At 69.2% G+C, this 22,805-nt stretch carries 23 protein-coding genes and 7 pseudogenes; 19 read left to right on the forward strand and 11 right to left on the reverse strand.

Annotation, left to right across the window (positions count from 1 at the left end; all coding sequences use genetic code 11):
- Positions 1-2: 2 nt before the first annotated feature.
- From AAF143_RS16170 to AAF143_RS16185, 4 genes are all read right to left on the reverse strand, one after another.
- Positions 3-965: an NAD(P)H-binding protein gene (locus tag AAF143_RS16170; RefSeq protein ID WP_255009905.1), complete on the reverse strand. Its 963-nt coding sequence runs from the start codon at positions 963-965 to the stop codon at positions 3-5.
- A 79-nt stretch (positions 966-1,044) separates the two neighbouring features.
- The gene (petM, locus tag AAF143_RS16175; RefSeq protein ID WP_255009903.1) at positions 1,045-1,143 is read right to left on the reverse strand and encodes a cytochrome b6-f complex subunit PetM; all 99 of its coding nucleotides are present in this window, start codon (positions 1,141-1,143) and stop codon (positions 1,045-1,047) included.
- Between the two features lie 28 nt (positions 1,144-1,171).
- A complete protein-coding gene (locus AAF143_RS16180; RefSeq protein WP_414027379.1) occupies positions 1,172-1,780 on the reverse strand; it encodes a hypothetical protein in 609 nt (202 codons plus the stop codon).
- Positions 1,681-2,433, reverse strand: a complete 753-nt coding sequence (locus AAF143_RS16185) for a hypothetical protein (RefSeq protein WP_414027380.1) — start codon at positions 2,431-2,433, stop codon at positions 1,681-1,683. The genes AAF143_RS16180 and AAF143_RS16185 overlap by 100 nt, the downstream gene beginning before the upstream one ends.
- 46 nt (positions 2,434-2,479) lie before the next feature.
- On the opposite strand from AAF143_RS16185, the gene AAF143_RS16190 reads away from it, so the two are divergent.
- The 4 genes and pseudogenes from AAF143_RS16190 (at position 2,480) to ilvN (ending at position 3,967) form a co-directional block, all read left to right on the forward strand.
- Positions 2,480-2,701, forward strand: coding sequence for a hypothetical protein (locus AAF143_RS16190; RefSeq protein WP_414027381.1), 222 nt, complete (start codon positions 2,480-2,482; stop codon positions 2,699-2,701).
- Positions 2,665-3,015, forward strand: a complete 351-nt coding sequence (locus AAF143_RS16195) for an alpha/beta fold hydrolase (protein WP_414027382.1) — start codon at positions 2,665-2,667, stop codon at positions 3,013-3,015. Before AAF143_RS16190 ends, AAF143_RS16195 begins: the two co-directional genes overlap by 37 nt.
- Positions 3,016-3,146: 131 nt before the next feature.
- Complete coding sequence (locus tag AAF143_RS16200) at positions 3,147-3,413, forward strand: alpha/beta fold hydrolase (protein WP_414027383.1); 267 nt, start codon at positions 3,147-3,149, stop codon at positions 3,411-3,413.
- A gap of 24 nt (positions 3,414-3,437) precedes the next feature.
- Positions 3,438-3,967 (forward strand): annotated as a pseudogene (gene ilvN / locus AAF143_RS16205) (acetolactate synthase small subunit).
- Here ilvN and AAF143_RS16210 read toward each other — a convergent pair.
- The 3 genes from AAF143_RS16210 to AAF143_RS16220 are packed head-to-tail and all read right to left on the reverse strand — an operon-like array spanning position 3,925 to position 5,280.
- Positions 3,925-4,374 (reverse strand): peptidylprolyl isomerase, encoded by a 450-nt coding sequence (locus tag AAF143_RS16210; protein WP_414027384.1) that lies wholly within the window; start codon positions 4,372-4,374, stop codon positions 3,925-3,927. The pseudogene ilvN and the gene AAF143_RS16210 overlap by 43 nt on opposite strands.
- Positions 4,371-4,700, reverse strand: a complete 330-nt coding sequence (locus AAF143_RS16215; RefSeq protein WP_414027385.1) for a peptidylprolyl isomerase — start codon at positions 4,698-4,700, stop codon at positions 4,371-4,373. Before AAF143_RS16215 ends, AAF143_RS16210 begins: the two co-directional genes overlap by 4 nt.
- Before the next feature lies 1 nt (position 4,701).
- Positions 4,702-5,280, reverse strand: a complete 579-nt coding sequence (locus tag AAF143_RS16220) for a photosystem I assembly protein Ycf4 (protein WP_255010086.1) — start codon at positions 5,278-5,280, stop codon at positions 4,702-4,704.
- Positions 5,281-5,502: 222 nt separating this feature from the next.
- Here AAF143_RS16220 and psbD point away from each other — a divergent pair.
- Together psbD and psbC are read left to right on the forward strand one after the other, a co-directional pair.
- Positions 5,503-6,560, forward strand: a pseudogene (gene psbD, locus AAF143_RS16225) (photosystem II D2 protein (photosystem q(a) protein)).
- Positions 6,544-7,932, forward strand: coding sequence for a photosystem II reaction center protein CP43 (gene psbC / locus AAF143_RS16230; RefSeq protein ID WP_255009096.1), 1,389 nt, complete (start codon positions 6,544-6,546; stop codon positions 7,930-7,932). Before psbD ends, psbC begins: the two are co-directional and overlap by 17 nt.
- A gap of 121 nt (positions 7,933-8,053) precedes the next feature.
- On the opposite strand, the pseudogene AAF143_RS16235 reads toward psbC, so the two are convergent.
- A pseudogene (locus AAF143_RS16235) lies at positions 8,054-8,829 on the reverse strand (Maf family protein).
- On the opposite strand from AAF143_RS16235, the gene AAF143_RS16240 reads away from it, so the two are divergent.
- The 3 genes and pseudogenes from AAF143_RS16240 to AAF143_RS16250 all read left to right on the forward strand — a co-directional run bounded on the left by AAF143_RS16240 (position 8,783) and on the right by AAF143_RS16250 (position 10,984).
- The gene (locus tag AAF143_RS16240) at positions 8,783-9,145 is read left to right on the forward strand and encodes an Npun_F0494 family protein (protein ID WP_414027386.1); all 363 of its coding nucleotides are present in this window, start codon (positions 8,783-8,785) and stop codon (positions 9,143-9,145) included. The pseudogene AAF143_RS16235 and the gene AAF143_RS16240 overlap by 47 nt on opposite strands.
- A gap of 44 nt (positions 9,146-9,189) precedes the next feature.
- A pseudogene (locus AAF143_RS16245) lies at positions 9,190-10,693 on the forward strand (cobyric acid synthase).
- A 12-nt stretch (positions 10,694-10,705) separates the two neighbouring features.
- Positions 10,706-10,984: a 2Fe-2S iron-sulfur cluster-binding protein gene (locus AAF143_RS16250; protein WP_414027387.1), complete on the forward strand. Its 279-nt coding sequence runs from the start codon at positions 10,706-10,708 to the stop codon at positions 10,982-10,984.
- A gap of 19 nt (positions 10,985-11,003) precedes the next feature.
- Here AAF143_RS16250 and mnmA read toward each other — a convergent pair.
- Positions 11,004-12,176 (reverse strand): annotated as a pseudogene (gene mnmA, locus AAF143_RS16255) (tRNA 2-thiouridine(34) synthase MnmA).
- A gap of 104 nt (positions 12,177-12,280) precedes the next feature.
- Between mnmA and AAF143_RS16260 the strand changes: the two are divergent.
- From AAF143_RS16260 to AAF143_RS16270, 3 genes and pseudogenes are all read left to right on the forward strand, one after another.
- Complete coding sequence (locus tag AAF143_RS16260; RefSeq protein WP_414027388.1) at positions 12,281-13,096, forward strand: NAD(P)H-hydrate epimerase; 816 nt, start codon at positions 12,281-12,283, stop codon at positions 13,094-13,096.
- Positions 12,997-13,925: pseudogene (locus tag AAF143_RS16265) on the forward strand (ATP-dependent (S)-NAD(P)H-hydrate dehydratase). Before AAF143_RS16260 ends, AAF143_RS16265 begins: the two are co-directional and overlap by 100 nt.
- A 77-nt stretch (positions 13,926-14,002) precedes the next feature.
- Complete coding sequence (locus AAF143_RS16270) at positions 14,003-14,929, forward strand: sigma-70 family RNA polymerase sigma factor (protein ID WP_255009092.1); 927 nt, start codon at positions 14,003-14,005, stop codon at positions 14,927-14,929.
- Between the two features lie 45 nt (positions 14,930-14,974).
- On the opposite strand, the gene pdhA is transcribed toward AAF143_RS16270, so the two are convergent.
- Complete coding sequence (gene pdhA / locus AAF143_RS16275) at positions 14,975-16,081, reverse strand: pyruvate dehydrogenase (acetyl-transferring) E1 component subunit alpha (RefSeq protein WP_255009090.1); 1,107 nt, start codon at positions 16,079-16,081, stop codon at positions 14,975-14,977.
- Positions 16,082-16,458: 377 nt separating this feature from the next.
- Between pdhA and AAF143_RS16280 the strand changes: the two genes are divergently transcribed.
- The 7 genes from AAF143_RS16280 to AAF143_RS16310 all read left to right on the forward strand — a co-directional run bounded on the left by AAF143_RS16280 (position 16,459) and on the right by AAF143_RS16310 (position 22,148).
- Positions 16,459-17,637, forward strand: a complete 1,179-nt coding sequence (locus AAF143_RS16280) for a hypothetical protein (RefSeq protein WP_414027389.1) — start codon at positions 16,459-16,461, stop codon at positions 17,635-17,637.
- 245 nt (positions 17,638-17,882) lie between these two features.
- Positions 17,883-18,293, forward strand: coding sequence for an IMS domain-containing protein (locus AAF143_RS16285; RefSeq protein WP_414027390.1), 411 nt, complete (start codon positions 17,883-17,885; stop codon positions 18,291-18,293).
- A 40-nt stretch (positions 18,294-18,333) separates the two neighbouring features.
- The gene (locus AAF143_RS16290; RefSeq protein WP_414027391.1) at positions 18,334-18,645 is read left to right on the forward strand and encodes a signal recognition particle receptor subunit alpha; all 312 of its coding nucleotides are present in this window, start codon (positions 18,334-18,336) and stop codon (positions 18,643-18,645) included.
- The gene (locus tag AAF143_RS16295; protein ID WP_414027392.1) at positions 18,645-19,856 is read left to right on the forward strand and encodes a signal recognition particle protein; all 1,212 of its coding nucleotides are present in this window, start codon (positions 18,645-18,647) and stop codon (positions 19,854-19,856) included. The genes AAF143_RS16290 and AAF143_RS16295 overlap by 1 nt, the downstream gene beginning before the upstream one ends.
- A 43-nt stretch (positions 19,857-19,899) precedes the next feature.
- Entirely contained in the window at positions 19,900-20,349 is a 450-nt protein-coding gene (gene rpsP / locus AAF143_RS16300) for a 30S ribosomal protein S16 (RefSeq protein WP_255009130.1), read from the forward strand.
- 10 nt (positions 20,350-20,359) lie between these two features.
- A complete protein-coding gene (locus AAF143_RS16305) occupies positions 20,360-21,346 on the forward strand; it encodes a PhoH family protein (protein WP_255009085.1) in 987 nt (328 codons plus the stop codon).
- 67 nt (positions 21,347-21,413) lie between these two features.
- On the forward strand, positions 21,414-22,148 hold the full coding sequence (locus tag AAF143_RS16310) for a Bax inhibitor-1 family protein (RefSeq protein ID WP_255009084.1): 735 nt from the start codon (positions 21,414-21,416) through the stop codon (positions 22,146-22,148).
- An 83-nt stretch (positions 22,149-22,231) separates the two neighbouring features.
- On the opposite strand, the pseudogene AAF143_RS16315 reads toward AAF143_RS16310, so the two are convergent.
- Positions 22,232-22,713: pseudogene (locus AAF143_RS16315) on the reverse strand (hypothetical protein).
- Between the last annotated feature and the right edge of the window lie 92 nt (positions 22,714-22,805).

The raw sequence follows: 22,805 nt of genomic DNA on the forward strand, positions 1-22,805 counted from the left end.
GCTCAGAAGGGAAGCTTCTTCTTGGCGGACTTGTCCAGGTCGGCGTCCATTTCCTTCAGCCGTTTGAGGATGCGATCGAAGTATTCCTTGAGGTAGTCCTCCAGCCGGGTGGTTTCAGCCGCATCGAGGCCGAAGGCGGCATAGCTCTCCTCCATCGGCGCATCGAGGGGCTCCCCGCCGCCGGTGACCTCCGCAAACGCCAGCCGCTCGGCCACGTTCACCCCCGGCTCGAAGAACGACGCCAGGGCCTGCATCAGCTGGATCAGGACCGGCCGCACCCGGAACACCCGCGCCGAGCGACCACTGAGCTGCTCGCAGAGCTGCACGATCTCACCGGTGTTCCAGGCCTTCGGCCCCACCACCGGGAACGCGCGACGCACGGTTTCGCTGCGCCCCAGGGCGGCCACGGCGAAGCGGGCCACGTCCTGGGTGTTCATGTAGGCGATCGGTGTGGGCGTGCCGCTCACCCAGACGGTCTGGCTTTCGAGCACCGGGATCGCGAACTGGCCGATCACCCCCTGCATGAAGGCGGCGCCGCGCAGGATCGTGTAGTCGAAATCGGACTGCTCCAGGAGCTGCTCGGTGCAGGCCTTGATCTCCATCAGCGGCACGGCCGGGTGCTGCGCGGCCCCCAGCAGCGAAAGGAACACAAAGCGCTTGACGCCGGCCCGGTCGCAGGCGCGCAGCAGGTTGAGCTTGCCCTCCCAGTCGATCGTCTGGTTCGAGGCGGTGTCGGTGGGGCGGGCCGTGGCGGCGTCGATCACCGCCTCCTGGCCCTCGAGGGCGTAGTCGAGGCTGGCGGGTTCGAGCAGGTCGCCGCGGGTCAGTTCGCAGCCCCACTCCTGCAGGAAGTGAGCCTTGCGGGGCGCGCGCACAACGCAGCGCACCTGGTGGCCCTGATCAATGGCATGGCGGGCGATCTGGCGGCCGAGGGTGCCCGTTCCACCGACTACCAGAACCTTCATGAAGGCGATCCGCCGCACGGGGGCCGAGCCTAGGGCTCAAGGGTCCGGGGCGCGTTCGAAGCCCCGGGCACCCCGGCGCTCAGTCCTTCTGGAGCTTGAGCAGCAGGGCGCCGCCCGCCAGCCCAACGGGAATCAGCACGAAGAAGACCGCCACGATGCCGAAGATTTCAGAGGCCATGGCCAAGGAACCGGTGAGGATTACCTATCTAGCGTCCCGACGGCTCGCCAGGCGCCCCTGAATCGCCCGTAAGGGGCTTTGTCACGGGCTTGCGAGCCAGCTCCAACGAGCGAGCCAGCTCCAACGAGCGAGCCAGCTCCAACAGCCGTGGCCAGGGGGCGTCGCTGCGGATCTGGGCCGCCATCACGGCGCTGGCCCGGGCCTCCCAGCCGTCGCCCCGGAGGGCCGCCACCAGCTCCGCCAGCCGCGGGGGGCCGCTGCCCAGCCGCCGGGCGATCAGCGCCAGGGGCCAGCAGCGGGCCGGCAGGCCAGGGTCGGCGCTCAGGGCGCGCAGCAACCGGGCGCCCTCGCTCCCCAGGCTGGCCTCCCCTCCAGCGGCGATCACCGCCTGTTCGCCCGCCTCCATCGCCCCCAGGGTGGGGAGATCCTGCAGGGGGCCGATCCAGAGCGGTCCACTGATGGCCCAGCGGGTCTGCTCCAAAGGGGTCTGGGTCGCCTGCGCGCTCCCGCAGTCGCAGGCCCCCCAGCCCCGCAGGCTCAGCAGGCTCTGCACCTGTTGATCGCCGCAGCCATGGCAGTGGGCCACCAGGCCCAGGTTCGCCTCCTCTCCCGGCGCTGGCCGTCGCCTGAGCTGCACGGCGGTGCGAAAGGTGCGGCCCTCACTGAACGAGAACAACGGCCGCACCCCCGGCCCATGGCCCAGGCGGTGCGGGCGATCACCCCCAGCTGCAGGCGCAGGGCCAGCTCCCAGCTGGCGGGATGGGCCCGGGCCGCCGCCCCGAGCGAACGGATCGCCGCCGGCCGGTCGTGGCCGGTGGGGGAGCGGCCATCGGTGCTGGCCACATACAGCGCCCCATCGAAGGCCACCGCCTCCAGGGCCAGGGGCAACAGGACCGTGGGGCAGCCGAACCCATCGAGATCCACCAGCTCGAAGCGGCGCCGCTCCAGCAGGCAACCCGCCAGCAGCTGCTGGGCGGTGAGGGCCGAGCAGCGGACCGGCTCCCGATCGGCCGTGGCGCCGGCTCCTTCACCGGCGCCTTCACCGCTGCCCAACGGGGCCAGGTTGGCCTCCAGCAGCGGCAGGCGATCGCCGTCGGCGTCGTTGGCCCAGACCACCTCTGCCCCGGCTTCGATCCCGTAGCGCAGGGCGCGAATGCCGCAGCCCGCCATCAGATCGAGCACCCGGAGGCGCCCCCGCTCGGCCCGCAGTTGCCGGGCCAGGAGCACGCCCAGATCCCGCGACGGACGCGACTCGGGCCGGAAGAAGCCGCCTCCGGTACGCACCCGCACGGCGGCTTCGCAATAGTGAGAGCTTCCGATCGCGATGGCCGACCAAGTGACCACGAGCCTGGCTCAGCCTGTCGCCACCGCGGGAAGTGGCTGGGGCCGCCACGGCACCTGGCGCTGGCGCGACCAGGCCTGCCACTGGCGGGTGCTGGGGGAAGAGAGTCACCCTGCGGTGCTGTTGATCCACGGCTTCGGGGCCGCCAGCGGCCACTGGCGCCACACGGCGGCCCCCTGGTGGCGGCCGGCTGGTGCGTCTATGCCATTGATCTGATCGGCTTCGGCGCCTCCGATCAGCCCGGCCTGCGCCTCGACAACCGCCTCTGGGCGCGCCAATGCGCGGCCTTCCTCGCCCAGGTGGTGGGCCGGCCGGCGGTGCTGGTGGGCAATTCCCTCGGCGGCCTTGTGGCGGTCACCACCGCCGTGCTCGCTCCGGTCTGGGTGCGGGCGGTGGCGGTGGCCCCGCTGCCGGATCCCACCCTGCTGATGCCGATTCCCAGGCGGCGGCCCCCTGGCGGCGCCGGCTGCGGAGTTCCCTGGCGGTCCTGCTCTGCACCGCCCTGCCTCTGGAGCTGCTGCTGCCCCTGATCGCCCGCACCCCGCTGCTGGATCTGGCCCTCTCGGCCGCCTACCCCAACCGCGGCGCCATCGACGGCGAGCTGCGCCGCCTGATTGCCCGGCCGGCCCTGCGGCCCACCGCCGCCTGGGCCCTGCGGGGCATGAGCATCGCCATGGCCCTGCGCCCCCGGGGGGCCACCGCCGCCGCGCTGCTGGAGCGCATGGCCCAGCCGCTGCTGGTGCTCTGGGGCCGCAAGGATCAGCTGGTGCCCGTGGCCATGGCCGATCGGCTGGTGCGCCACAAACCCGATCTGGAGTTGCAGCTGCTCGATGGACTCGGGCACTGCCCCCACGACGAAGCTCCGCAGCACTTCAACCCAAGGCTGCTGGGCTGGCTGGAGAACCTGAGCTCGCCGGTCAGCACGTAGTTTGGGGCTCGATCCGCTCTGGGCATGAAGCACACCCTTTCGGTGCTGGTGGAGGACGAGTCCGGAGCCCTCAGCCGCATCTCCGGCCTGTTCGCCCGCCGCGGCTTCAACATCGAGAGCCTGGCCGTGGGCCCCGCGGAGCAGTCCGGCAAATCCCGGCTGACCATGGTGGTCGAGGGGACGACCGCACCCTCGAGCAGATGACCAAGCAGCTCAACAAGCTTGTCAATGTGCTGAGCGTGCTGGATCTCTCCCGCATCCCAGTCGTGGAAAGGGAACTGATGCTGCTCAAGGTCTCCGCCCCGCCGGAGAACCGGGCCGCGATCCTCGATCTGGTGCAGGTCTTTCGCGCCAACGTGGTCGATGTGGCCGAAAACGCCCTCACCCTCGAAGTGGTGGGGGACCCCGGCAAGCTGGTGGCCCTCGAGCAGGTGCTCGAAAGCTTCGGCATCCTCGAGATCGCCCGCACTGGCAAGGTGGCCCTGGAGCGGGCCTCCGGCGTGAACACGGCCTATCTCAAGGTGATCGCCTCAGACAAGCGCGTGCCCACCTGAACCGGCGATCCACAGAGAGCCTCAGGGGTCTCAGGGCTTGCCCTTGACCAGAGTGCCCCCTCCAGCAGCCGTGCCCTGGTGATCTTGTCCCCCTGCTGGATGCGGTCCACCACATCCATCCCCTTGATCACCCGGCCGAAGACGGCGTAGCGGCCATCCAACTCCGGCAGACCCCGCAGGGCGATGTAGAACTGCGCGCTGGCGGAGTTGGGGTCCTGGGAGCGGGCCATGGCCAGGGCACCGCGCTCGTGCACGAGCTTCAGTTTGCTGCTCTCACCCGGACCGGCCGCCTCCTGGCCGTAGCGGGGCTCCCCTTCCCCCTCGAGGGAGAGCTCCAGGGGGATCAGCCGAGGCTGCCCCTGGGCCGGATCGATGAAGCTGCCCAGGCCGTACTGGCTGGGATTCACCTTGGGATCGGCGCTCTGGGGATCACCCCCTGGACCACGAAGGGCACGGGCTCGCGCACCACCCGGTGGAACACGGTGTTGTTGTAGGCCCCACGGCCCACCAAATCGACGAAGTTGCCAGCCGTGAGCGGGGCGGCCTTGCCATCGAGCTGCACCTGCACCTCCCCTTTGCTGGTCTCGAGGGCCACCACGGCGGTGCCGCTCAGGCAGGGCACCGCCCCGGTGGCGCAGCCCAGTTCACTGTGACGTTGCTCAGCCCCGCAGGCCGAGAGGGTCAGGGGAGAAAACGCCAGCACCAGGGCCAGCAGAACACGCAGGGGGCCCATCTCAAACCCCCTCCAGAGGCACCTTGAGGAAGCGGGCCAATTCGGCGCCGCCCTGCTCCAGGTCGCTGAGGCCGATGGGCTCACCCACCCGGGTCAGGGGCAGGTCGCGGCGCCCTTGAACGCGCAGGGACAGGCGCCGGCGTGGGCTGAGACCCTCGCGCACCTCCACCTTCACGGCCTGGATCTCACGCAGGGGGATGTCCAGTTGAATCCACTGGCGGAAGCCCCGACGGGTGATCGTGCACTGGCCGGCGGCCCGATCAAAGCGGTTGACGCCGGAGCCCACATCGAGAGCAATCACAACCCAGAGATAGGTGGCGAGCAGCACGGCCGCCAGGCTGTAGGCCCCCATCACCAGGCCCTGGGGAACCCAGAGCAGCTCGGCGGGGTGCCCCACCGGCAGCAGATCCACACCCAGGTAGCTGGAGAGGCTGGTGAGCAGGAAGCCGACTCCACCGGTGCTGACCAGGACCGCCACCAGCACGTTGGAGAGCCGGCGGGAGCCGAGCACCGACTGCTCCAGCAGTTGCGGAGCCGAGGCCGGAGCCCCGGGGGAGGCGGAGGGGGAAACCGAAGGCATGACGTGGGGCGTGCGGCGGCTGGAGATGGCCATCTTCGCGCCGCGGGGGGCACGCCGTCCGCTGTGGGGCCGATGGACATCAGAAGAAATACCTAAAACACCCTGCGCGACGGGCGGTGTCAGCCCATTGCAACCTGCCTCGCGATCGCCAATGGGGTTGTTACCATCCCCCTGTAACCCAAAGCTCGCGGGTGTTTTCTCCCGCACGGCTCCTTCGCACCCATGACGATCGCTCTAGGGGGCGCGCCTTCAGCCCGGGGATGGTTCGACGTCCTCGATGACTGGCTCAAGCGCGACCGCTTCGTTTTTGTGGGCTGGTCGGGTCTGCTGCTGTTCCCCACGGCCTATCTGGCCCTGGGTGGCTGGCTGACCGGCACCACCTTCGCCACCTCCTGGTACACCCACGGCATTGCCAGCAGCTACTTGGAGGGCTGCAACTTCCTTACCGCTGCGGTGAGCTCCCCGGCCGATGCCCTCGGCCACAGCCTGATCCTGCTCTGGGGCCCCGAGGCCCAGGGTGATTTCGTGCGCTGGATCCAGCTCGGCGGCCTCTGGCCCTTCGTGGCCCTGCACGGCGCCTTCGCCCTGATCGGCTTCATGCTGCGCCAATTCGAGATCGCCCGACTGGTGGGCATCCGCCCTACAACGCGATCGCCTTCTCCGGGCCGATCGCGGTGTTTGTGAGCGTGTTCCTGATCTACCCCCTGGGTCAGAACAGCTGGTTCTTCGCCCCCAGCTTCGGTGTGGCGGCGATCTTCCGCTTCCTGCTGTTCCTGCAGGGCTTCCACAACTGGACGCTGAACCCGTTCCACATGATGGGCGTGGCCGGCATCCTGGGCGGTGCGCTGCTGTGCGCCATCCACGGGGCCACGGTGGAGAACACCCTGTTTGAGGATTCCGAGCAGGCGAACACCTTCAAGGCGTTCGAGCCCACCCAGGAAGAGGAGACCTATTCAATGGTCACCGCCAACCGCTTCTGGAGCCAGATCTTCGGGATCGCCTTCTCCAACAAGCGCTGGCTGCACTTCTTCATGCTGTTCGTGCCGGTGATGGGTCTGTGGACCAGCAGCATCGGCATCATCGGCCTGGCGCTGAACCTGCGGGCCTACGACTTCGTGTCCCAGGAGATCCGCGCCGCTGAAGACCCCGAATTCGAAACCTTCTACACGAAGAACATTCTTCTGAACGAAGGTCTGCGTGCCTGGATGGCACCAGCTGACCAGCCTCACGAAAACTTCATCTTCCCCGAAGAGGTTCTGCCCCGTGGTAACGCTCTCTAATCCCAATCTGGTGTCAGTCGGGGGCATGGACCTCGACTCCACCGGATATGCCTGGTGGGCGGGCAACGCCCGTCTGATCAACCTCTCCGGTCGCCTGCTCGGAGCCCATGTGGCCCACGCTGGCCTGATGGTCTTCTGGGCAGGAGCGATGATGCTCTTCGAAGTGAGTCACTTCACTTTTGACAAGCCCATGTACGAACAGGGCTTCATCTGCATGCCCCACGTGGCCACCCTCGGCTACGGCGTTGGCCCAGGCGGCGAGGTCACCGATCTCTTCCCCTTCTTCGTCGTCGGGGTGCTCCACCTGATCAGCTCCGCCGTCCTCGGCGTCGGAGGCTTGTATCACGCTCTGCGCGGCCCCGAGATCCTGGAGAACTACTCCGCGTTCTTCTCCCAGGACTGGCGCGATAAGAACCAGATGACCAACATCATCGGCTACCACCTCATCCTGCTCGGAGTCGGTGCGCTGCTGCTGGTGTTCAAGGCGATGTTCTTCGGCGGCGTCTACGACACATGGGCACCCGGTGGCGGTGATGTGCGTCTGATCACCAACCCCACCCTCAGCCCCGGCGTGATCTTCGGTTACCTCACCCGCGCCCCCTTCGGCGGCGAGGGTTGGATCATCGGGGTGAACTCGATGGAAGACATCATCGGCGGCCACATCTGGATTGGTCTGATCTGCATCTTCGGTGGCATCTGGCACGTGATCACCAAGCCTTTCGGCTGGGTGCGTCGTGCCTTCATCTGGAATGGTGAGGCCTATCTGAGCTACAGCCTTGGAGCCCTGAGCTTCATGAGCTTCATCGCAAGCTCCTACATCTGGTTCAACAACACCGCTTACCCCTCGGAGTTCTACGGCCCCACCAATGCCGAGTCCTCCCAGGCCCAGAGCTTCACCTTCCTTGTGCGTGACCAGCGCCTGGGGGCCAACATCGGTTCCGCCATGGGCCCCACGGGTCTGGGCAAGTACCTGATGCGCTCTCCCACCGGTGAGATCATCTTCGGTGGTGAAACCATGCGCTTCTGGGATTTCCGAGGCCCCTGGCTGGAGCCCCTGCGCGGTCCCAACGGTCTGAGCCTCGACAAGCTCCAGAACGACATTCAGCCCTGGCAAGTGCGCCGGGCCGCTGAATACATGACCCACGCGCCCAACGCCTCGATCAACTCCGTGGGTGGGGTGATCACTGAGCCCAACTCAGTGAACTTCGTGAACATCCGCCAATGGCTGGCTGCCACGCAGTTCATCCTTGCCTTCTTCTTCCTTGTGGGTCACCTCTGGCATGCCGGCCGCGCCCGCGCCGCCGCTGCCGGTTTCGAAAAAGGCATCGACCGTCAGGCCGAGCCCACTCTTGCTATGCCCGACCTCGACTAGGTTCGGCACCCAGGCTCCATGAAGCCCCTTCACCCCCGCCTTGTCGGGGGTTTTTTATGGCGAAACGTCGAGTTCCGAAGATCACGGTTGTGGCCCCAGCAGGCGCCTCGGGCGGCGCGGGTCAAGACCCCTCGGCCAGAAGCCAGCGCCGCAGCAGCGGCAGGCTCAGGCCGATCACGTTGCTGAAGCAGCCCTCGATCCGCTCCACGTGCAGTCCACCGCGGCCCTCGAGCGCAAAGCCACCGGCGCAGTTCAGCGGTTCGCCCGTGGCCACGTAGGCGCTGATCTCGTCTGCCCCCAGCGGGGCGAACAGCACCCGGGTGGTCACCGTGGCCAGCAGCGGGGCCGGGCCGGGACGCAGCAGCTCAGGTCGCAGCAGGTCAGGCCGGAGCAGGCAGTGCCCCGTGTGCAGCTCCCCCAGTGGCCGGCCATACGGCTCCAGCGGGCTTCCGCGTCGGCGGCGTCGCGGGGCTTGCCGAACACCTCACCCTCGAACTCCAGCACCGAATCGCAGCCCAGCACCGGAAGCCGCCCTGCCTCCCCAGCCAACCCCACCTCCAGCGCCGCCACCGCTTCCGCCTTGGCCCGCGCCAACAACTGCACGAGTTGGGCCGGTTCGGCCGCTTGGATGGCCTCCTCATCGATACCGCTCACCCGCACACGGTGGGGGATGGCGGCCTGCTCCAGCAGGCGGCGGCGGGCGGGGGAGGCGGAGGCCAGCAGCAACATCGCCAGCGGTGGGGCAGGGGTGGACCTGAGAATGGCAGCAGTTGGCCGGCCCCTCCCGGTTCCCGCGCTTGAGCCAGATCCCCACGCCAGCCGATCCGCCCACGGCGGCCCCCTCCCTGAGTTGATCGATGGCGATGGGCGCTCCCGGGCACGGGCCTGGCGGGCCATGGGCTGCCTGCCCTTCCGGCGGGCCCTCTATGAGCGGCTGGCGGAAGGGGGCGTAAGCGCCGAGGATCTCAGCGCCCAGGAGGCGGTGCCGCACTGGCTCCAGCGGCCTCTGAGCCGTCGCCAGGCGGAGCAGCATCTGGCCTGGCTGATCCGCCTGGGGCTGATCCGCTGGGAGGTGGATGGCCAGGGCCTCACCGACCGGGTGCGGCTCACCCCCATGGGCCGGCAGTTGCTGCGTCAATGGCCCGGAGAAATCCCCAGCGCCGGACCCCTGGCCCGGCTGCGCGACGCCCTGAGGCGCCACTGGCCCCTGTGAGTCCTGCCACGACGAACTCCCCCGCCATCGGTACCACACCACTGATGGTGCTGGGCACCAGCAGCGGCGCCGGCAAATCGCTGATGACCGCGGCCCTCTGCCGGGTGCTGCGGCGTCGGGGCGAAACCCCCTGCCCTTCAAGGGACAGAACATGAGCCTCAACGCCTGGGTGGATCAGGGCGGCGGCGAGATGGCCTACTCCCAGGCCCTGCAGGCCTGGGCCGCCGGGCTGGAGCCCCAGGTGGCGATGAACCCGGTGCTGCTCAAGCCCCAGGGCGACAGCACCAGCGAGGTGATCCACCTGGGGCGCTCCGTGGGGGTGACCCGCGCCGAGGACTACTACCGCGACTGGTTCAGGCCCGGCTGGGACGCCATCCGAGCGGGCCTCGATCAGCTGCGCGCCGCCCACCCCGGCGGCCGGCTGGTGCTGGAGGGGGCCGGCAGCCCGGTGGAGGTGAACCTGCAGCCCAGGGATCTCACCAACCTGCGCCTGGCCCAGTTCCTGCGGGCGCGTTGCCTGCTGGTGGCCGACATCGAACGCGGCGGGGTGTTCGCTCAGATCGTCGGCACCCTGGCCCTGCTGCGCCCGGTGGAGCGCCCCTTGATCAAGGGCCTGCTGATCAACCGCTTCCGGGGCCGCAGCAGCCTGTTCGAAGACGGCCGCCGCTGGCTGGAGCGGGAAACGGGCCTGCCGGTGCTGGGGGTGATGCCCTGGCTCGACGAACTGTTCCCACCAGAAGACTCCCTCGATCTGCTGGAGCGGCGGGCGCGCAAACCGGAGGCGGAGCTGGAGATCGCCGTGCTGAGGCTGCCCTCGATCAGCAACTTCTCCGATCTCGATCCCCTCGAGGCCGAGCCGTCGCTGCGGTTGCGCTGGATCCGCCCTGGCGATCCCCTGGGCCGCCCCGACGCGGTGCTGCTGATCGGCAGCAAGCAGACCCTGCGGGATCTCGAAGCACTCAAGGCTGCGGGCCTGGGCGCTCAGCTGAAGGCTTACCTGGCCGAAGGGGGCCACGTGTTCGGCCTCTGCGGCGGGATGCAGATGCTCGGCAGTGAACTGCTCGACCCCGATGACCTCGAGGGGGAGCGGCGGGCCCAGGGGCGGTGGCGGGCCTGGATCTGCTGCCGCTGCGCACGCGTTTCGGCGCCACCAAGACCCTGCGTCAGCAGCGCGGAGCGGCCCTCTGGCCGCCGGGGGCGCCCCTGGAGCTGGAGGGGTTCGAGCTGCACCGGGGGCAAACCGAGCCGCTCGATGGTGCCCCGGATCAGCCGAGGCCCCTGGCCGCAAGCACAGGCCTTGGCTGGTGGCTGCCCGTCGGCGATCGGGGCGGGCTGGTGGCCGGCGCCTACCTGCACGGGCTTTTCGAAGCGGGGGCCTGGCGGCGGCGCTGGCTCAACCGGCTGCGCGAGCGACGAGGGCTCCCCCTGAGCGAGCGGCAGCCCCACCACGGCCGCCAGCTGGAGGCCCTGCTGGATCGACTGGCGGATGCCTTCGAAGCACACGTGGACCTGGGGCCCCTGCTGGGTCCCCCTGAGCCCCCAGGCTGAGCAGCGCCGATGATGCAGCTGTGTTGCGCAGCACCAACCGCCATGGGGGAGAAGGCCACCATCGAGGTGACCTGGCCTGGGGGAGTCCGGGGCCCGGTGCAGGTGGGCCGGGACTGGCTGCCGGCGGCGGCCGAGGCGGGCCTGAACATTCCCACCGGTTGCCTGGCGGGCAGCTGCGGTGCCTGCGAGATCGAGGTCAATGGCCGCGTCGTGCGGGCCTGCATCGCCACGGTGCCCTCAGCCCGCAGCGGCCGGCTGCAGGTGGCGCTGGCCGCCGATCCCCACTGGTGAGGCACCAGGAGCCAGCGGCTCAGCGCTGGATCAGTCCGCCCCCCAGCAGGCACTCACCTTCGTAGAACACCGCCGCCTGGCCCGGGGTGATCGAGAACTGGGGCTCGCTGAACTCCAGCGTCCAGCGGCCCTCTCCGCCGGGGGTCAGTCGGGCGGGCTCCGGAGCGCTGCGGTAGCGCACCTGCACCTCCACCTCCAGGGGCTTGCCCGGAGCCTCGATCGACACCCAGTTGAGTTCGTCGAGCTGGCAGGAGGAGCGGGCCGCCTCGGCCCGGGGGCGACCACCACCCGGTTGAGGGCCCCGTCGAGGCGCACCACGTGCAGGGGCTGGCTCCAGGCCACCCCCAGACCCTTGCGCTGGCCGATGGTGAAGTGCTCGATGCCGTCGTGGCTGCCCAGCACGGTGCCGTCAGCGAGCACGATCTCCCTGGGCGCGGCGGCAGGTAGGCATCCAGGAACGCCTTCATCGAGCCGTGGTGGTCCGCCAGGCAGAGGTCCTGGCTTTCGGGCTTGGCGGCGGTGCGCAGGCCGTAGCGCTCCGCCTCGGCGCGGGTGTCGGCCTTGGTGAGTTCGCCAAGCGGAAACACCAGAGCGGCGAGCACCTCCTGGGAGAGGCCGTAGAGGAAATAGCTCTGGTCCTTGTGGGCGTCGAGGCCGCGCAGCAGCTGGGTGCGGCCGTTGGCGGCCTGCTCGGCCGGGCGCGTGCGGGCGTAGTGACCGGTGGCGAGGCGACCGATGCCCAGCTCGGCCCTGGCCCACCCCAGCATCGGGGCGAATTTCACCTCCCGGTTGCAGCGGGAGCAGGGCAGGGGGTCACCCCTTCGCCGTAGCCCGCCACGAGGAAATCAACGATCTGCTCGCGGAAGCGCTCGCGGGAATCGACCACGTGGTGGGGCACCCCCAGCTGCTCACAGATGCCGGCGGCATCCACCAGCCCTTCGGCGCAGCAGGCCCCCTTGCCGCTCATCAGCCAGAGGGTGAGGCCCTCCACCTGCCAGCCCGCCTGCACCAGCAGGGCGGCGGTGAGGGAGCTGTCCACACCGCCGGAGAGGCCCACCGCCACCCGCTGCTCCCCGGGCCAGGCGGCCAGGCGCGCCAGGGCCTCCGCCCCGGCCCGTGTGGCGGCGGGGCTCGAAAACACCGAGGGCAGGGAAGCGGTGGTCAAATCGAAGCGCCTGGGAGTTCCCATCATGGAACCGGGACTGGTCCCCTGTCTGAAGGTCTCCCCACCATGCGTGCGCCCCACCCCCCTGGCCCCGGCGGGATGCCGCCCATCTGCTGGCGAGCTCGGCCCAGATGGCGGCGATCGAAGCGGACCTGTTCGCCCATGGGCTGCCGGTGGAGGCGCTGATGGAGAAGGCGGCCCTGGCGATCACGGCGGCGCTGTTGAGTGCGCCCTCGCGGCTGAAGCAGGGGGTGACGGTGCTGGTGGGCCCCGGCCACAACGGCGGCGACGCCCTGGTGGTGGCCCGGGAGTTGCACCAGGCAGGTATTCCGGTGCGGTTCTGGAGCCCGTTCGAGCGCCACAAGCCGCTCACCGCCCGCCACCTGGAGTACGCCCTGTGGCTGGGGATTGAGCGGCTCAGCGCCGCCCCCGATCCGGCCGAGGACAACCTTTGGATTGATGGCCTGTTCGGCATCGGCCAGAGCCGGCCGTTGGACCCGTCAATCGAGGTGCTGCTGGAGCAGCGTCAGCGCCGGCGGCCCGGCCGCCTGGTGGCGATCGATGGGCCCAGTGGCCTCTGCGCCGACAGCGGCCAGCTCCTGGGCCGCGTCGCCGCCTGCGCCCAGACCACCTACACCCTCGGACTGATCAAGCAGGGGTTGGTGCAGGACACCGCCCTGGCCTGGGTGGGGGAGCTGCGGCGCCTCGATCTGGGGCTCCCCAAAGGCTGTTGGAAGCGCTGCCGCCCCAACAGCCCCTGGGCCTGGCTGCCGCCGACCGGCACGGGGCCCCGGCCCCCCAGCTGGGGCCGGAGCGGGCCAAGTACGGCCGCGGACGACTGCTGCTGGTGTGCGGCAGCGAGCGCTACCGCGGCGCCGTCCAACTGGCCCTGCTGGGGGCCAGTGCCAGCGGTTGCGGCAGCCTCCGGGCCGCCTTGCCCGAGGTGATAGCCAGGGGGCTCTGGGCCGTGCAGCCCCATGTGGTGGTGGAACGCGCCCTGACCTGCGATCGCGACGGCAGCCTGCACATCGGGGCCCTGGGGGAGCCCGGTGCTCTGGAGCGGCTCGATGCGGTGCTGCTCGGGCCGGGGATCGGAGCGATCGCTGCAGGCGAGGGAAGGCCCGGGGAAGAGGCGGAATCGGAGCAGGGGGCCTGGCGGGCGCTTCAGGGCTTCACCGGCCTGCTGGTACTCGATGCCGATGGCCTCAATCGGCTGGCCCGCCGGCCCAGCGAGGTTGCCCTGCTCTGGCTCCAGGGCCGCTCAGGCCCCACCTGGCTCACCCCCACGGGGGCGAATTCGCCAGGCTGTTTCCCGGGCTGGCCGGGCTGCCGCCCCTGGAGGCCGCCGCCGCCGCCGCCGCCGCCAGTGGCGCCACGGTGTTGCTCAAGGGGGCACGCACGGTGGTGGCCAGCCCCCAGGGGCAGCGCTGGCAGTTGATCGAGGCTGAGCCCGCCTGCGCCCGCGCCGGCCTGGGGGATGTGCTCGCTGGCTACGCGGCCGGACGCGGGGCCATGGCGATCGCAGGCGACGGAGCCACCGGTGGCCAGACAGCCGTGGAAACCTTGAGCGCCCTGCTGGCGGCGATGGCCCTCGACCATGCCCAGGCCGGGCTCCAGAGCGCCCGGGAGGGGGAGCAGGGGCGGCGACGCCGATGGCCGTTGCCGCGGCGCTGGGGCGCATCGGTGCCGAGGCAAGCTCCCACGGCTGACGGGCGTCTCACCATGGCCGCCGCCCGCGGCGCCCCGCACAAAAAATGTGTGGTTTTACACGTATAAAGCTGAAGGGTTATTGACATGACAGCCGCGAACCGCAAGTTCATACGAGATTCATTGCATCGAAAGGCCCAGGGTTCATGACAACCTCCAGCCTCCAGGCCAGTGGCAGCCGCCGGAGAGGCAGTGACCCGATCAGCTGGTATCTGGCGACGATCGGCCGTGTACCGCTGTTGACCCCGGCCGAAGAAATCGAACTCGGCAATCAGGTGCAAACGATGATGCGCCTGATCGAAGAGGGGAACCTCGAGCTGCTCAGTGATCAACAGAAAAAGACGATCAAGGTGGGGCGGCGCTCCAAGGATCGAATGATGAAGGCCAACCTTCGTCTGGTGGTGAGCGTGGCGAAGAAGTATCAGGGCAAAGGCCTTGAACTTCTTGATCTCATCCAGGAGGGATCTCTGGGGCTCGAGCGGGCGGTCGAAAAGTTCGATCCCACCCGGGGCTACAAGTTCTCCACCTATGCCTTCTGGTGGATCCGCCAGAGCATGACCCGGGCGATTGCCTGTCAGTCGCGCACGATTCGCCTGCCGGTGCACCTGAGCGAACGGCTCAGCGCCATCCGCAAGGTGAGCCTCGATCTGGCCCACAAGTTGGGGGCGATGCCGAGCCGCCAGGAAATCGCCGAAGCGATGGCGATCCCCATCGAGGAACTCGATTCCCTGCTGCGCCAATCCCTGACCACCTCCAGCCTGGATGCCCCGGTCAACGGTGAGGAGGGACGCAGTTTTCTCGGGGATCTGATCGCCGACAACAGCCAAGGCGAACCGCTTGATCTGGTGGAGCGCGGCATGCACCATGAGCAACTGGGGCGCTGGCTCACTGCTTTGACCGACCAGGAGCGGCAGGTGCTGGAGTTGCGTTTCGGGCTCGAAAGCCAGGAGCGCCACACCCTGGCCGAGATCGGCCGGCTGTTGGAGGTGTCCCGCGAGCGGGTGAGGCAGGTGGAGCTCAAGGCCCTGCGCAAACTGCGCAACCTCACCCGCCGTCAGAGCGTCGATCTTTGATCGCCAGCTGGGTCGATCTCTAGATCGCCCTTCGATTGGGGTGGGTCAGTCTTCCGCCCAGATGTAGCGGGTGAGCTCGGAGGGATCGGGCTCAGGGGCCGCCAAAGCAAAGCTGACCGCATCGGCCACTTCGGCATCGATCTCCTTTTCGATCGCCTTGAGCTCCTCGGCGCTGGCCAGGCCGTGCTCCTTGAGGTGGGCAGCCAGTGCCTTGATCGGATCGCGCTCCGCCCAGAAGGCCTTCTCGGCCTCGCTGCGCAGTTCATCGGGGTCGGCCAGGGAGTGGCCGCGGAAGCGATAGGTGAGGCACTCCAGCACGGTGGGGCCCTCACCGGCGCGGGCCCGCTCGATCGCCCGCTGGGCCGCGGCCCGCACCGCCAACACGTCCATCCCATCCACCTCCTCACCGGCCATGCCGAAGGCCGCCGCCTTGCGCCAGATCTCCGGATCGCTGGTGGCCCGGTCGTGGGCCATGCCGATCGCCCACTTGTTGTTCTCGACCACGAACAGGATCGGCAGTTTCCAGAGGGCCGCCATGTTCAGGCACTCGAAGAACTGACCGTTGTTGCAGGTGCCATCACCGAAGAAAGCGGCCGTCACCGCATCGCTGGAGGCATCCCCGAGGGCGTCGCGCTTGTAGCGGCTGGTGAAGGCCGCCCCGAGGGCCACCGGAATGCCCTCGCCGATGAAGGCATAGCCCCCCAACAGATGGTGCTCTTTGGAGAACAGGTGCATGGAGCCACCACGCCCCTTGCTGCAGCCGGTTGCCTTGCCGAACAGCTCACTCATCACCTCCCGGGCGGGCACGCCGGCGCTGAGGGCGTGCACGTGGTCGCGGTAGGTGCTGCAGAACCAGTCGTGCTGGGCCTTCATCGCCTTGATCACGCCCGTGCTGACGGCCTCCTGGCCGTTGTAGAGGTGCACGAAGCCGAACATCTTGCCCCGGTAATACATCTCGGCGCACTTGTCCTCAAAGCGCCGACCCAGGGTCATGTCGCTGTAAAGCATCAGCCCGTCGTCGCGGCTGACCGTGGTGGGACCGGCGGGATAGAGCGCCGCCAGACGCTCCGCATGGCTGCCAGGGCCCCCGGTGGAACCCTCCGCAGCGCTGACTCCGCCGACCTGAACCGGGGCAACGATCTCCTGGGTCATGGCGGAGGAGGCTGATCGGGTGAGGCTGACTGTACGGGGTCCGTCCGCATTCGGCAGTCAAAACCACTGACGCTGCCTACAGTCGCGTGCCACCGGTGTCCCGCGGTTGGAACTGCCGATCGACCATTTCCGCCTTCTCGGTGTCAGCCCGGCCGCCGACGCCCAGACCGTGCTGCACACCCTGAAGCTGCGGCTCGATCGCCCCCCGACCAGGGCTTCACCCAGGAGACCCTCCTGGCCAGGGCTGAGCTGCTGCGCAACAGCGCCGATCTGCTCAGCGATGGGGAGCGACGCGCCCGCTACGAGGCCGAACTCACCAACCTGTCGGTCGCGGAGACCTCGCTGGTGCCGGGACTGGAGGTGCCCCCTCCAGGGAGGTGGCGGGCCTGCTGTTGCTGCTGGAGGCGGGCCAGGGGGCGGAAAGCTTCGAAGCCGCCCGCCGCGGTCTCAACCCACCCCAGGCTCCGGCCCTGGGCAGCAGCCGGGAAGCTGACCTGACCCTGCTGGCGGCCCTTGCCTGCCAGGCCAGCGCCGAGGATTACCGCAAGGAGCGCCGCTACGAGGCCGCCGCCCAGACCCTGCAGCTGGGGCTGCAGCTGCTGCAGCGCATGGGCCAGTTGCCGGCCTCCCGCCAGGCGATCGAACGCAGCCTGGCAGCCCTGCTGCCCTACCGGATCCTCGATCTGCTCAGCCGCGATCTGGCCGCCGTGGCCGAGCGCCAGGAAGGCCTGCAACTCCTGGAACAGCTGGTGCAGCAACGGGGTGGACTGGACGGCCAGGGGGACCCCGACTTCAACGCCGGGGAGTTCCAGGCTTTCTTCAAGCAGATTCGCCAGTTCCTGACGGTGCAGGAGCAGGTCGATCTGTTCAGCCACTGGGCGGTGCCGTCCTCTCCCACCGCCGGTTTCCTGGCCAGCTACGCCCTCACCGCCTCCGGTTTCAGCCAGCGCAAACCGGAGCGGATCGCCTCCGCCCGCGAGCGCCTGGCCGCCGGTGGCCAGAGCGGCATGGAGCCCTATCTGGCTTGCCTGTCGCTGCTGCTGGGCCAGGTGGAGACCGCTCAGACCCTGTTTGCCCAGGGGGCCAACGAGGAGCTGCGCCGCTGGGCGGCCGAACAGGGGAGGAACCCCTGGCTGGCCTCTGCGCCTACTGCATCGACTGGCTCGATCGCGAGGTGTTGCCGGGCTACCGCGACATCGAAGTGGACGTGGATCTGGAGGCCTGGTTCGCGGATCGAGACGTGCAGCTCTATGTCGAGCGTGAGGACCGCAAACACCTACGCAGCGGAGAGGCCGGAGCCGCAGGCAGCTTCGCTGAGGCCCCCAACCTCCTGGCGGATTGGTCGCCCGCCATCTCAGGGCTCGGCAGCGGCACCGGTGTTCCCGTGGTGCCCCATGGTCTGGAGCAAGGGGCCGAGGAGGACGAGGTCGAAGACGAACTGGACTGGCCGTCATGGCCCCAGTGGCAGCTACCCCAGTGGCAGTGGCCCCAGTGGGGCAGGCCGCTCCAGGCGATCAGCGCCTGGTTCCCGCCAGATCTGCGCCTGCCGGCGTTGAAGCGGCCGGCCCTCACCCGGCCCGCCTTCAAGCGGCCGACCTTCAGCCGGCCAGAGCTTCCCCCTGGGGCCGCCCCGCCGCCCAGATCCTGCTGGCCCTCGGCGTGGCCGCCGGTGGCCTGGCCCTGGTGCGCCACCGGCTGGCAGCCGGAACGCCCGAGACCAGGAGTCCCTCCAGCTCAAGCCCAGCGCCGCTGAGCCAGCCCGCCCCCCTGGCCACACCCCCGAGCGCGAAACCCGCCCCCCTTGCCCGCCGCCCTGCCCCTGGTGAGCGAGGAGCCCACCCCTGAGGAATTGCAAGCACTGCTGGAGGCCTGGCTGAAGGCCAAGGCCGCCGTGCTCGCCGGGGGCCGCGCCGAGCTGCCCCTCGATGAGCTCGCGCGCGCTCCCCAGGTGGATCGGCTCAACCGCCAGCGCCGCGAGGATGAAGCGGCCGGTCTCAGCCAGGCGATCGACTCCAGCGTGCGTCGCTTCACGATCACCAGCCGCTCCGCCAACCGCATCGAAGCGGAGGTGGAACTGCGCTACAGCGATGAGCTGCGCAACAGCCAGGGCAAGGTGCTGGAGCGGACCCCCGAGGGCAGCCGATCGAATAGGTATGTGTTCGGCCGCGACGGCAAGACCTGGAAGCTGGTCTTCTTCCGCCCCCTGGCCTGATCCGACTCCCATCCCCCCTGCCCGTAGCCACGCTTCGACCATGTTTGATGAGCTCTCCCAACGTTTCGAGGATGCGGTCAAAGGCCTCAGGGGCCAGGCCACGATCACCGAATCGAACGTGGATGGGGCCCTCAAGGAGGTGCGCCGGGCGCTGCTGGAGGCCGACGTCAGCCTCGCGGTGGTCAAGGACTTCATCGCCGACGTGCGCGCCCGGGCCCTGGGGGCCGAAGTGGTGCGCGGCATCAACCCCGACCAGAAATTCATCCAGCTCGTCCATGGGGCCCTGGTGGAGGTGATGGGCGGCGCCAACGCCCCCTGGCCCAGGTTGAGACGGCCCCCACGGTGGTGCTGATGGCGGGCCTCCAGGGGGCTGGCAAGACCACCGCCACCGCCAAACTGGGCCTTCACCTCAAGGAACAGGGTCGCCGCGCCCTGCTGGTGGCCGCCGACGTCTACCGGCCCGCCGCCATCGATCAACTGCAGAGCCTCGGCCGCCAGATCGGCGTGGAGGTGTTCAGCCTCGGCGCGGGCGCCAAGCCCGAGGAGATTGCCGCCGCCGGTGTGGCCAAGGGCCGCGAGGAGGGCTTCGACACGGTGATCGTGGACACCGCCGGTCGGCTCCAGATCGACACCGCGATGATGGAGGAGATGGTGCGGATCCGCACCGCCGTGGCCCCCGACGAGGTGCTGCTGGTGGTGGATTCGATGATCGGCCAGGAGGCGGCTGAGCTCACCCGCGCCTTCCACGAGCAGGTGGGGCTCACCGGGGCGGTGCTCACCAAGCTCGACGGCGACTCCCGCGGCGGCGCCGCCCTCTCGATCCGCAAGGTGAGCGGCGCGCCGATCAAATTCATCGGCACCGGCGAGAAGGTGGAAGCGCTGCAGCCGTTCCACCCCGAGCGGATGGCCAGTCGCATCCTCGGCATGGGCGATGTGCTCACCCTGGTGGAGAAGGCCACCAAGGAGGTGGAGCTGGCGGATGTGGCGCGGATGCAGCAGAAGCTGCAGGAGGCCACCTTCGACTTCTCCGATTTCGTTCAACAGATGCGCCTGATCAAGCGCATGGGCTCACTCGGGGGCCTGATGAAGATGATCCCCGGCATGAACAAGATCGACGACGGCATGCTCAAGCAGGGGGAGGCCCAGCTCAAGAAGATTGAGGCGATGATCGGCTCGATGACCGCCGCCGAACGTCAGCAGCCGGAGTTGCTGGCGGCCCAGCCCTCCAGGCGGCGCCGCATCGCCGCCGGCAGCGGCCACACCCCCGCCGATGTGGACAAGGTACTGGCCGATTTTCAGAAAATGCGCGGCTTCATGCAGCAGATGAGCCGTGGCGGTCTCGGTGGGGGCCTGCCGGGGATGGGCGGTGGCTTCCCGGGGATGGCAGGAGGGTTCCCCGGCATGGGGGGCGGCCTGCCCGGAATGGGGGATTCCCAGGCCAGCCGGGGGCCGCGGCCCGGGGCGGCGCCGCGCCGCGGCCCCCAAACCGACCAAGAAACGCAAGGGTTTCGGGCAGCTCTGAGGTGGTCAGGCCGCAGGGTATCGTTGACGATTGGCGCGTGATTTCACCGCCGTTTCCTCCTCCAGCAAACAAGGCAAGGCCACGATGATCAAGCTCCGCCTGAAGCGGTTTGGCAAGAAGCGGGAAGCGAGCTTCCGCCTGGTGGCCACCAACAGCACCTCCCGCCGCGACGGCCGCCCCCTCGAGGAGCTGGGCTACTACAACCCCCGCACCGACGAGACCCGGCTGGATACCGAGGCGATCCGTGTGCGTCTGGGCCAGGGCGCCCAACCCACCGACACCGTGCGCACCCTGCTGGAGAAGGCCGGGCTGGTGGAGAAAACCATCCGTCATGGCGAAACGGTCGGAAAGCTGAAGCAGGCTGAAGCCCGCGACGCCGCCGCCAAGGCCGCCGTCAAGGAAGCCGCGGCAGCCAAAGCCGCTGAAGCCGTTGCTGCGGCTGAAGCCAAAGCTGCCGAAGCCAAAGCCGCTGAAGCCGCTGAAGCCGCTGCCGCCGCCGCAAGCGAAGCCGAACCGGCCGCCACGGAAGCCTGATCAGCCCCCCATGGCTGGGGTCGACGGCCTCTCCTCCTTCTGCCTTGAGCTGCCCGATGGGGGCACGGCCCTGGCCCTGGCCGGTGAGGCGGACGCCACCCTGCACCGCATCGCCGAACTCACTGGCGCCACCCTGGTGCTGAGGGGGCTCAACCTGGTGATCCAGGGGCGTCCCTCCCAGCTGGAGCGGGCCGCGGCCCTGGTGGAGTTGCTGCGACCCCTCTGGCAGGAAGGCCAGGCGGTCAGCGCCGTCGACCTGCAGACCGCCCTCGCCGCCCTGGACACCGGCCGCGGCGAGGAGCACCAACAGCTGGGCCAACAGGTCCTGGCCCGCAGCCAGAGCGGCCGGCTGCTGCGCCCCCGCACCCTCAACCAGAAGGCCTACGTCGAGGCGATGGAACGCCACGACCTCACCTTGGCGATCGGACCCGCCGGCACCGGCAAGACCTTCCTGGCCACCGTTCAGGCGGTGCGGCTGCTCACGGAGCGCAAGGTGGAGCGTCTGGTGCTCACCCGGCCGGCGGTGGAGGCGGGCGAGCGGCTCGGTTTTCTGCCCGGCGATCTGCAGCAGAAAGTGGATCCCTACCTGAGGCCCCTCTATGACGCCCTCCATACCCTGCTGGGCACTGAGCGCACGGCCGCCCTGCTGGAGAAAGGGGTGATCGAGGTGGCGCCCCTGGCCTACATGCGCGGCCGCACCCTGGCCGATGCCTTCGTGATCCTCGATGAGGCCCAGAACACCACGCCGGCCCAGATGCGCATGGTGCTCACCCGCCTGGGGGAGAACTCGCGCATGGTGGTCACCGGCGATCCCACCCAGAGCGACCTGCCGCCCCAGCAGCCCTGCGGTCTGATCGAGGCGGCCGAGGTGCTCAAGGGGGTGGAGGGGGTGGCGATCTGCCGACTCAGCGCCGCCGACGTGGTGCGCCATCCCCTCGTTCAACGCCTGGTGCAGGCCTACGCCGAACGGGACCGTCGCCACAGCCGGGCTCTATAGGGAGAACCACACCCCACCCCCTGGCCTGCGCTGGCAGGATGGACAGGTTCGAACCCTCTGGTGAGCCATGCCGGCCAGCAGCAATTTTCAGCAAGCGATCCGCGAAGCCCAGAGCAGCGCGCTCGTGGGACCCAATGTGGTCAACAAGGCCCTGCCCTACGTGGGTGGCGGCATGGTGCTCACCGCCGGCGGTGTGGCCGGCGGCCTGACCCTGCTGGCCACCAGCCCAGCCCTGTTTCAGCCCCTGTTCTGGGTGGCGTTGATCGGCAACTTCATCCTCTTCTTCGTGGCCCAGAACGTGGCGATGAAGGGGAACAGCGCCACCGCCCTGCCCCTGCTCACCCTCTACAGCCTGCTGACGGGCTTCACCCTCAGCGGCATCGTCGCCCTGGCCATCGGCACAGCCGGCATCGGCGCCATCGGCGTGGCGGCCCTGGCCACCGGCATCACCTTCGTGATCGCCTCCTTCCTGGGGCGGCGCATGAGCGACAGCGTCGGGCAATCGCTCAGCGCCGTGGTGGGTCTGGGGATTCTCGGCCTGCTGATCGCCATGGTGGTGCAGGTGGTGGGCGGCATCTTCGTGCCCGGCTTCGGCGGCGGCGGCATGGAGCTGCTGATCGCCGGCTTCGGCACGGTGCTGTTTGTGGGAGCGGCCTTCGTCGACTTCTACACGATGCCCCGCACCTACAGCGACGACCAGTACCTGGCCGGCGCCCTGGGCATGTACCTGACCTACATCAACCTGTTCATCTTCATCCTGCGGCTGATCATCGCCCTCAACGGCGGCGGCCGCCGCGACTGAGGCACAGATGCTCTCAAGCCAGGCGCCCCCCAGGGGCGCTTTTTCATGGGCTGGCGCCGGGGGCGGCTGGAAGCTGCGCGGAATCACTCGGCCACCGCTTCGATCGCCGCCGCGATGGCGGCCTTCTGATCGCCGTCGTAGCCCCAGCGCTCCAGGAACGCCACATCGTCGCCGCTGCCCGCGGTGGCCGCCAGCAGGCGCTCCAGTCGCTCCTTCACCGCCCCAGGCTCCAGCAGCCGCAGCAGCTCCGTGCAGCGAATCTGCACCCGCTTCGATCCCGCCTGCTGGTCCCCGTCATCCGTGCGCCCGTGGTGCACCGCCATCGCCGTGCTCATCGCCAGGTTGCGGGCGGTGAGGTCCACCACCAGGTCTCCGGCGCCTCGCAGGCTCAGCACCAGGGTTTCCGGCAGCCGGTCCATCAGCGGACTGTCCCCGGCCAGGGCGACCACGAAGAAGCCCCGGGCCCCATCGAGGCTGGCCACCAGCTCCCCCACCCGATCGGCGAGCACCTCATCGCTGAGCTCCCCGCCTCCCAGAGCGCCAACCACTGGCCGGCGATCTCCATCGCCTGGGGAAAGCTGGGCGTGGCGGGGGAGCCGGAGGCGGGGGCTGTTGTGTCGGCGGCTTGAGTATCGGCGGCGTTGGTATCGGGCATCG

The organism is Cyanobium sp. ATX-6F1 (assembly GCF_047395825.1).
Lineage (GTDB): Bacteria > Cyanobacteriota > Cyanobacteriia > PCC-6307 > Cyanobiaceae > ATX-6F1.

Coding starts and splice junctions, on each gene's coding strand:
- AAF143_RS16310 (WP_255009084.1), top strand. CDS start 21,414: ATGCCGGCCAGCAGCAATTTTCAGCAAGCGATCCGCGAAGCCCAGAGC.
- AAF143_RS16170 (WP_255009905.1), bottom strand. CDS start 965: ATGAAGGTTCTGGTAGTCGGTGGAACGGGCACCCTCGGCCGCCAGATC.
- AAF143_RS16220 (WP_255010086.1), bottom strand. CDS start 5,280: ATGCCTTCGGTTTCCCCCTCCGCCTCCCCCGGGGCTCCGGCCTCGGCT.
- AAF143_RS16260 (WP_414027388.1), top strand. CDS start 12,281: ATGGCGGCGATCGAAGCGGACCTGTTCGCCCATGGGCTGCCGGTGGAG.
- rpsP (WP_255009130.1), top strand. CDS start 19,900: ATGATCAAGCTCCGCCTGAAGCGGTTTGGCAAGAAGCGGGAAGCGAGC.
- AAF143_RS16215 (WP_414027385.1), bottom strand. CDS start 4,700: ATGGGCCCCCTGCGTGTTCTGCTGGCCCTGGTGCTGGCGTTTTCTCCC.
- AAF143_RS16290 (WP_414027391.1), top strand. CDS start 18,334: ATGTTTGATGAGCTCTCCCAACGTTTCGAGGATGCGGTCAAAGGCCTC.
- petM (WP_255009903.1), bottom strand. CDS start 1,143: ATGGCCTCTGAAATCTTCGGCATCGTGGCGGTCTTCTTCGTGCTGATT.
- AAF143_RS16295 (WP_414027392.1), top strand. CDS start 18,645: ATGGCGGGCCTCCAGGGGGCTGGCAAGACCACCGCCACCGCCAAACTG.
- AAF143_RS16200 (WP_414027383.1), top strand. CDS start 3,147: ATGAGCATCGCCATGGCCCTGCGCCCCCGGGGGGCCACCGCCGCCGCG.
- AAF143_RS16250 (WP_414027387.1), top strand. CDS start 10,706: ATGCAGCTGTGTTGCGCAGCACCAACCGCCATGGGGGAGAAGGCCACC.
- AAF143_RS16270 (WP_255009092.1), top strand. CDS start 14,003: ATGACAACCTCCAGCCTCCAGGCCAGTGGCAGCCGCCGGAGAGGCAGT.
- AAF143_RS16305 (WP_255009085.1), top strand. CDS start 20,360: ATGGCTGGGGTCGACGGCCTCTCCTCCTTCTGCCTTGAGCTGCCCGAT.
- pdhA (WP_255009090.1), bottom strand. CDS start 16,081: ATGACCCAGGAGATCGTTGCCCCGGTTCAGGTCGGCGGAGTCAGCGCT.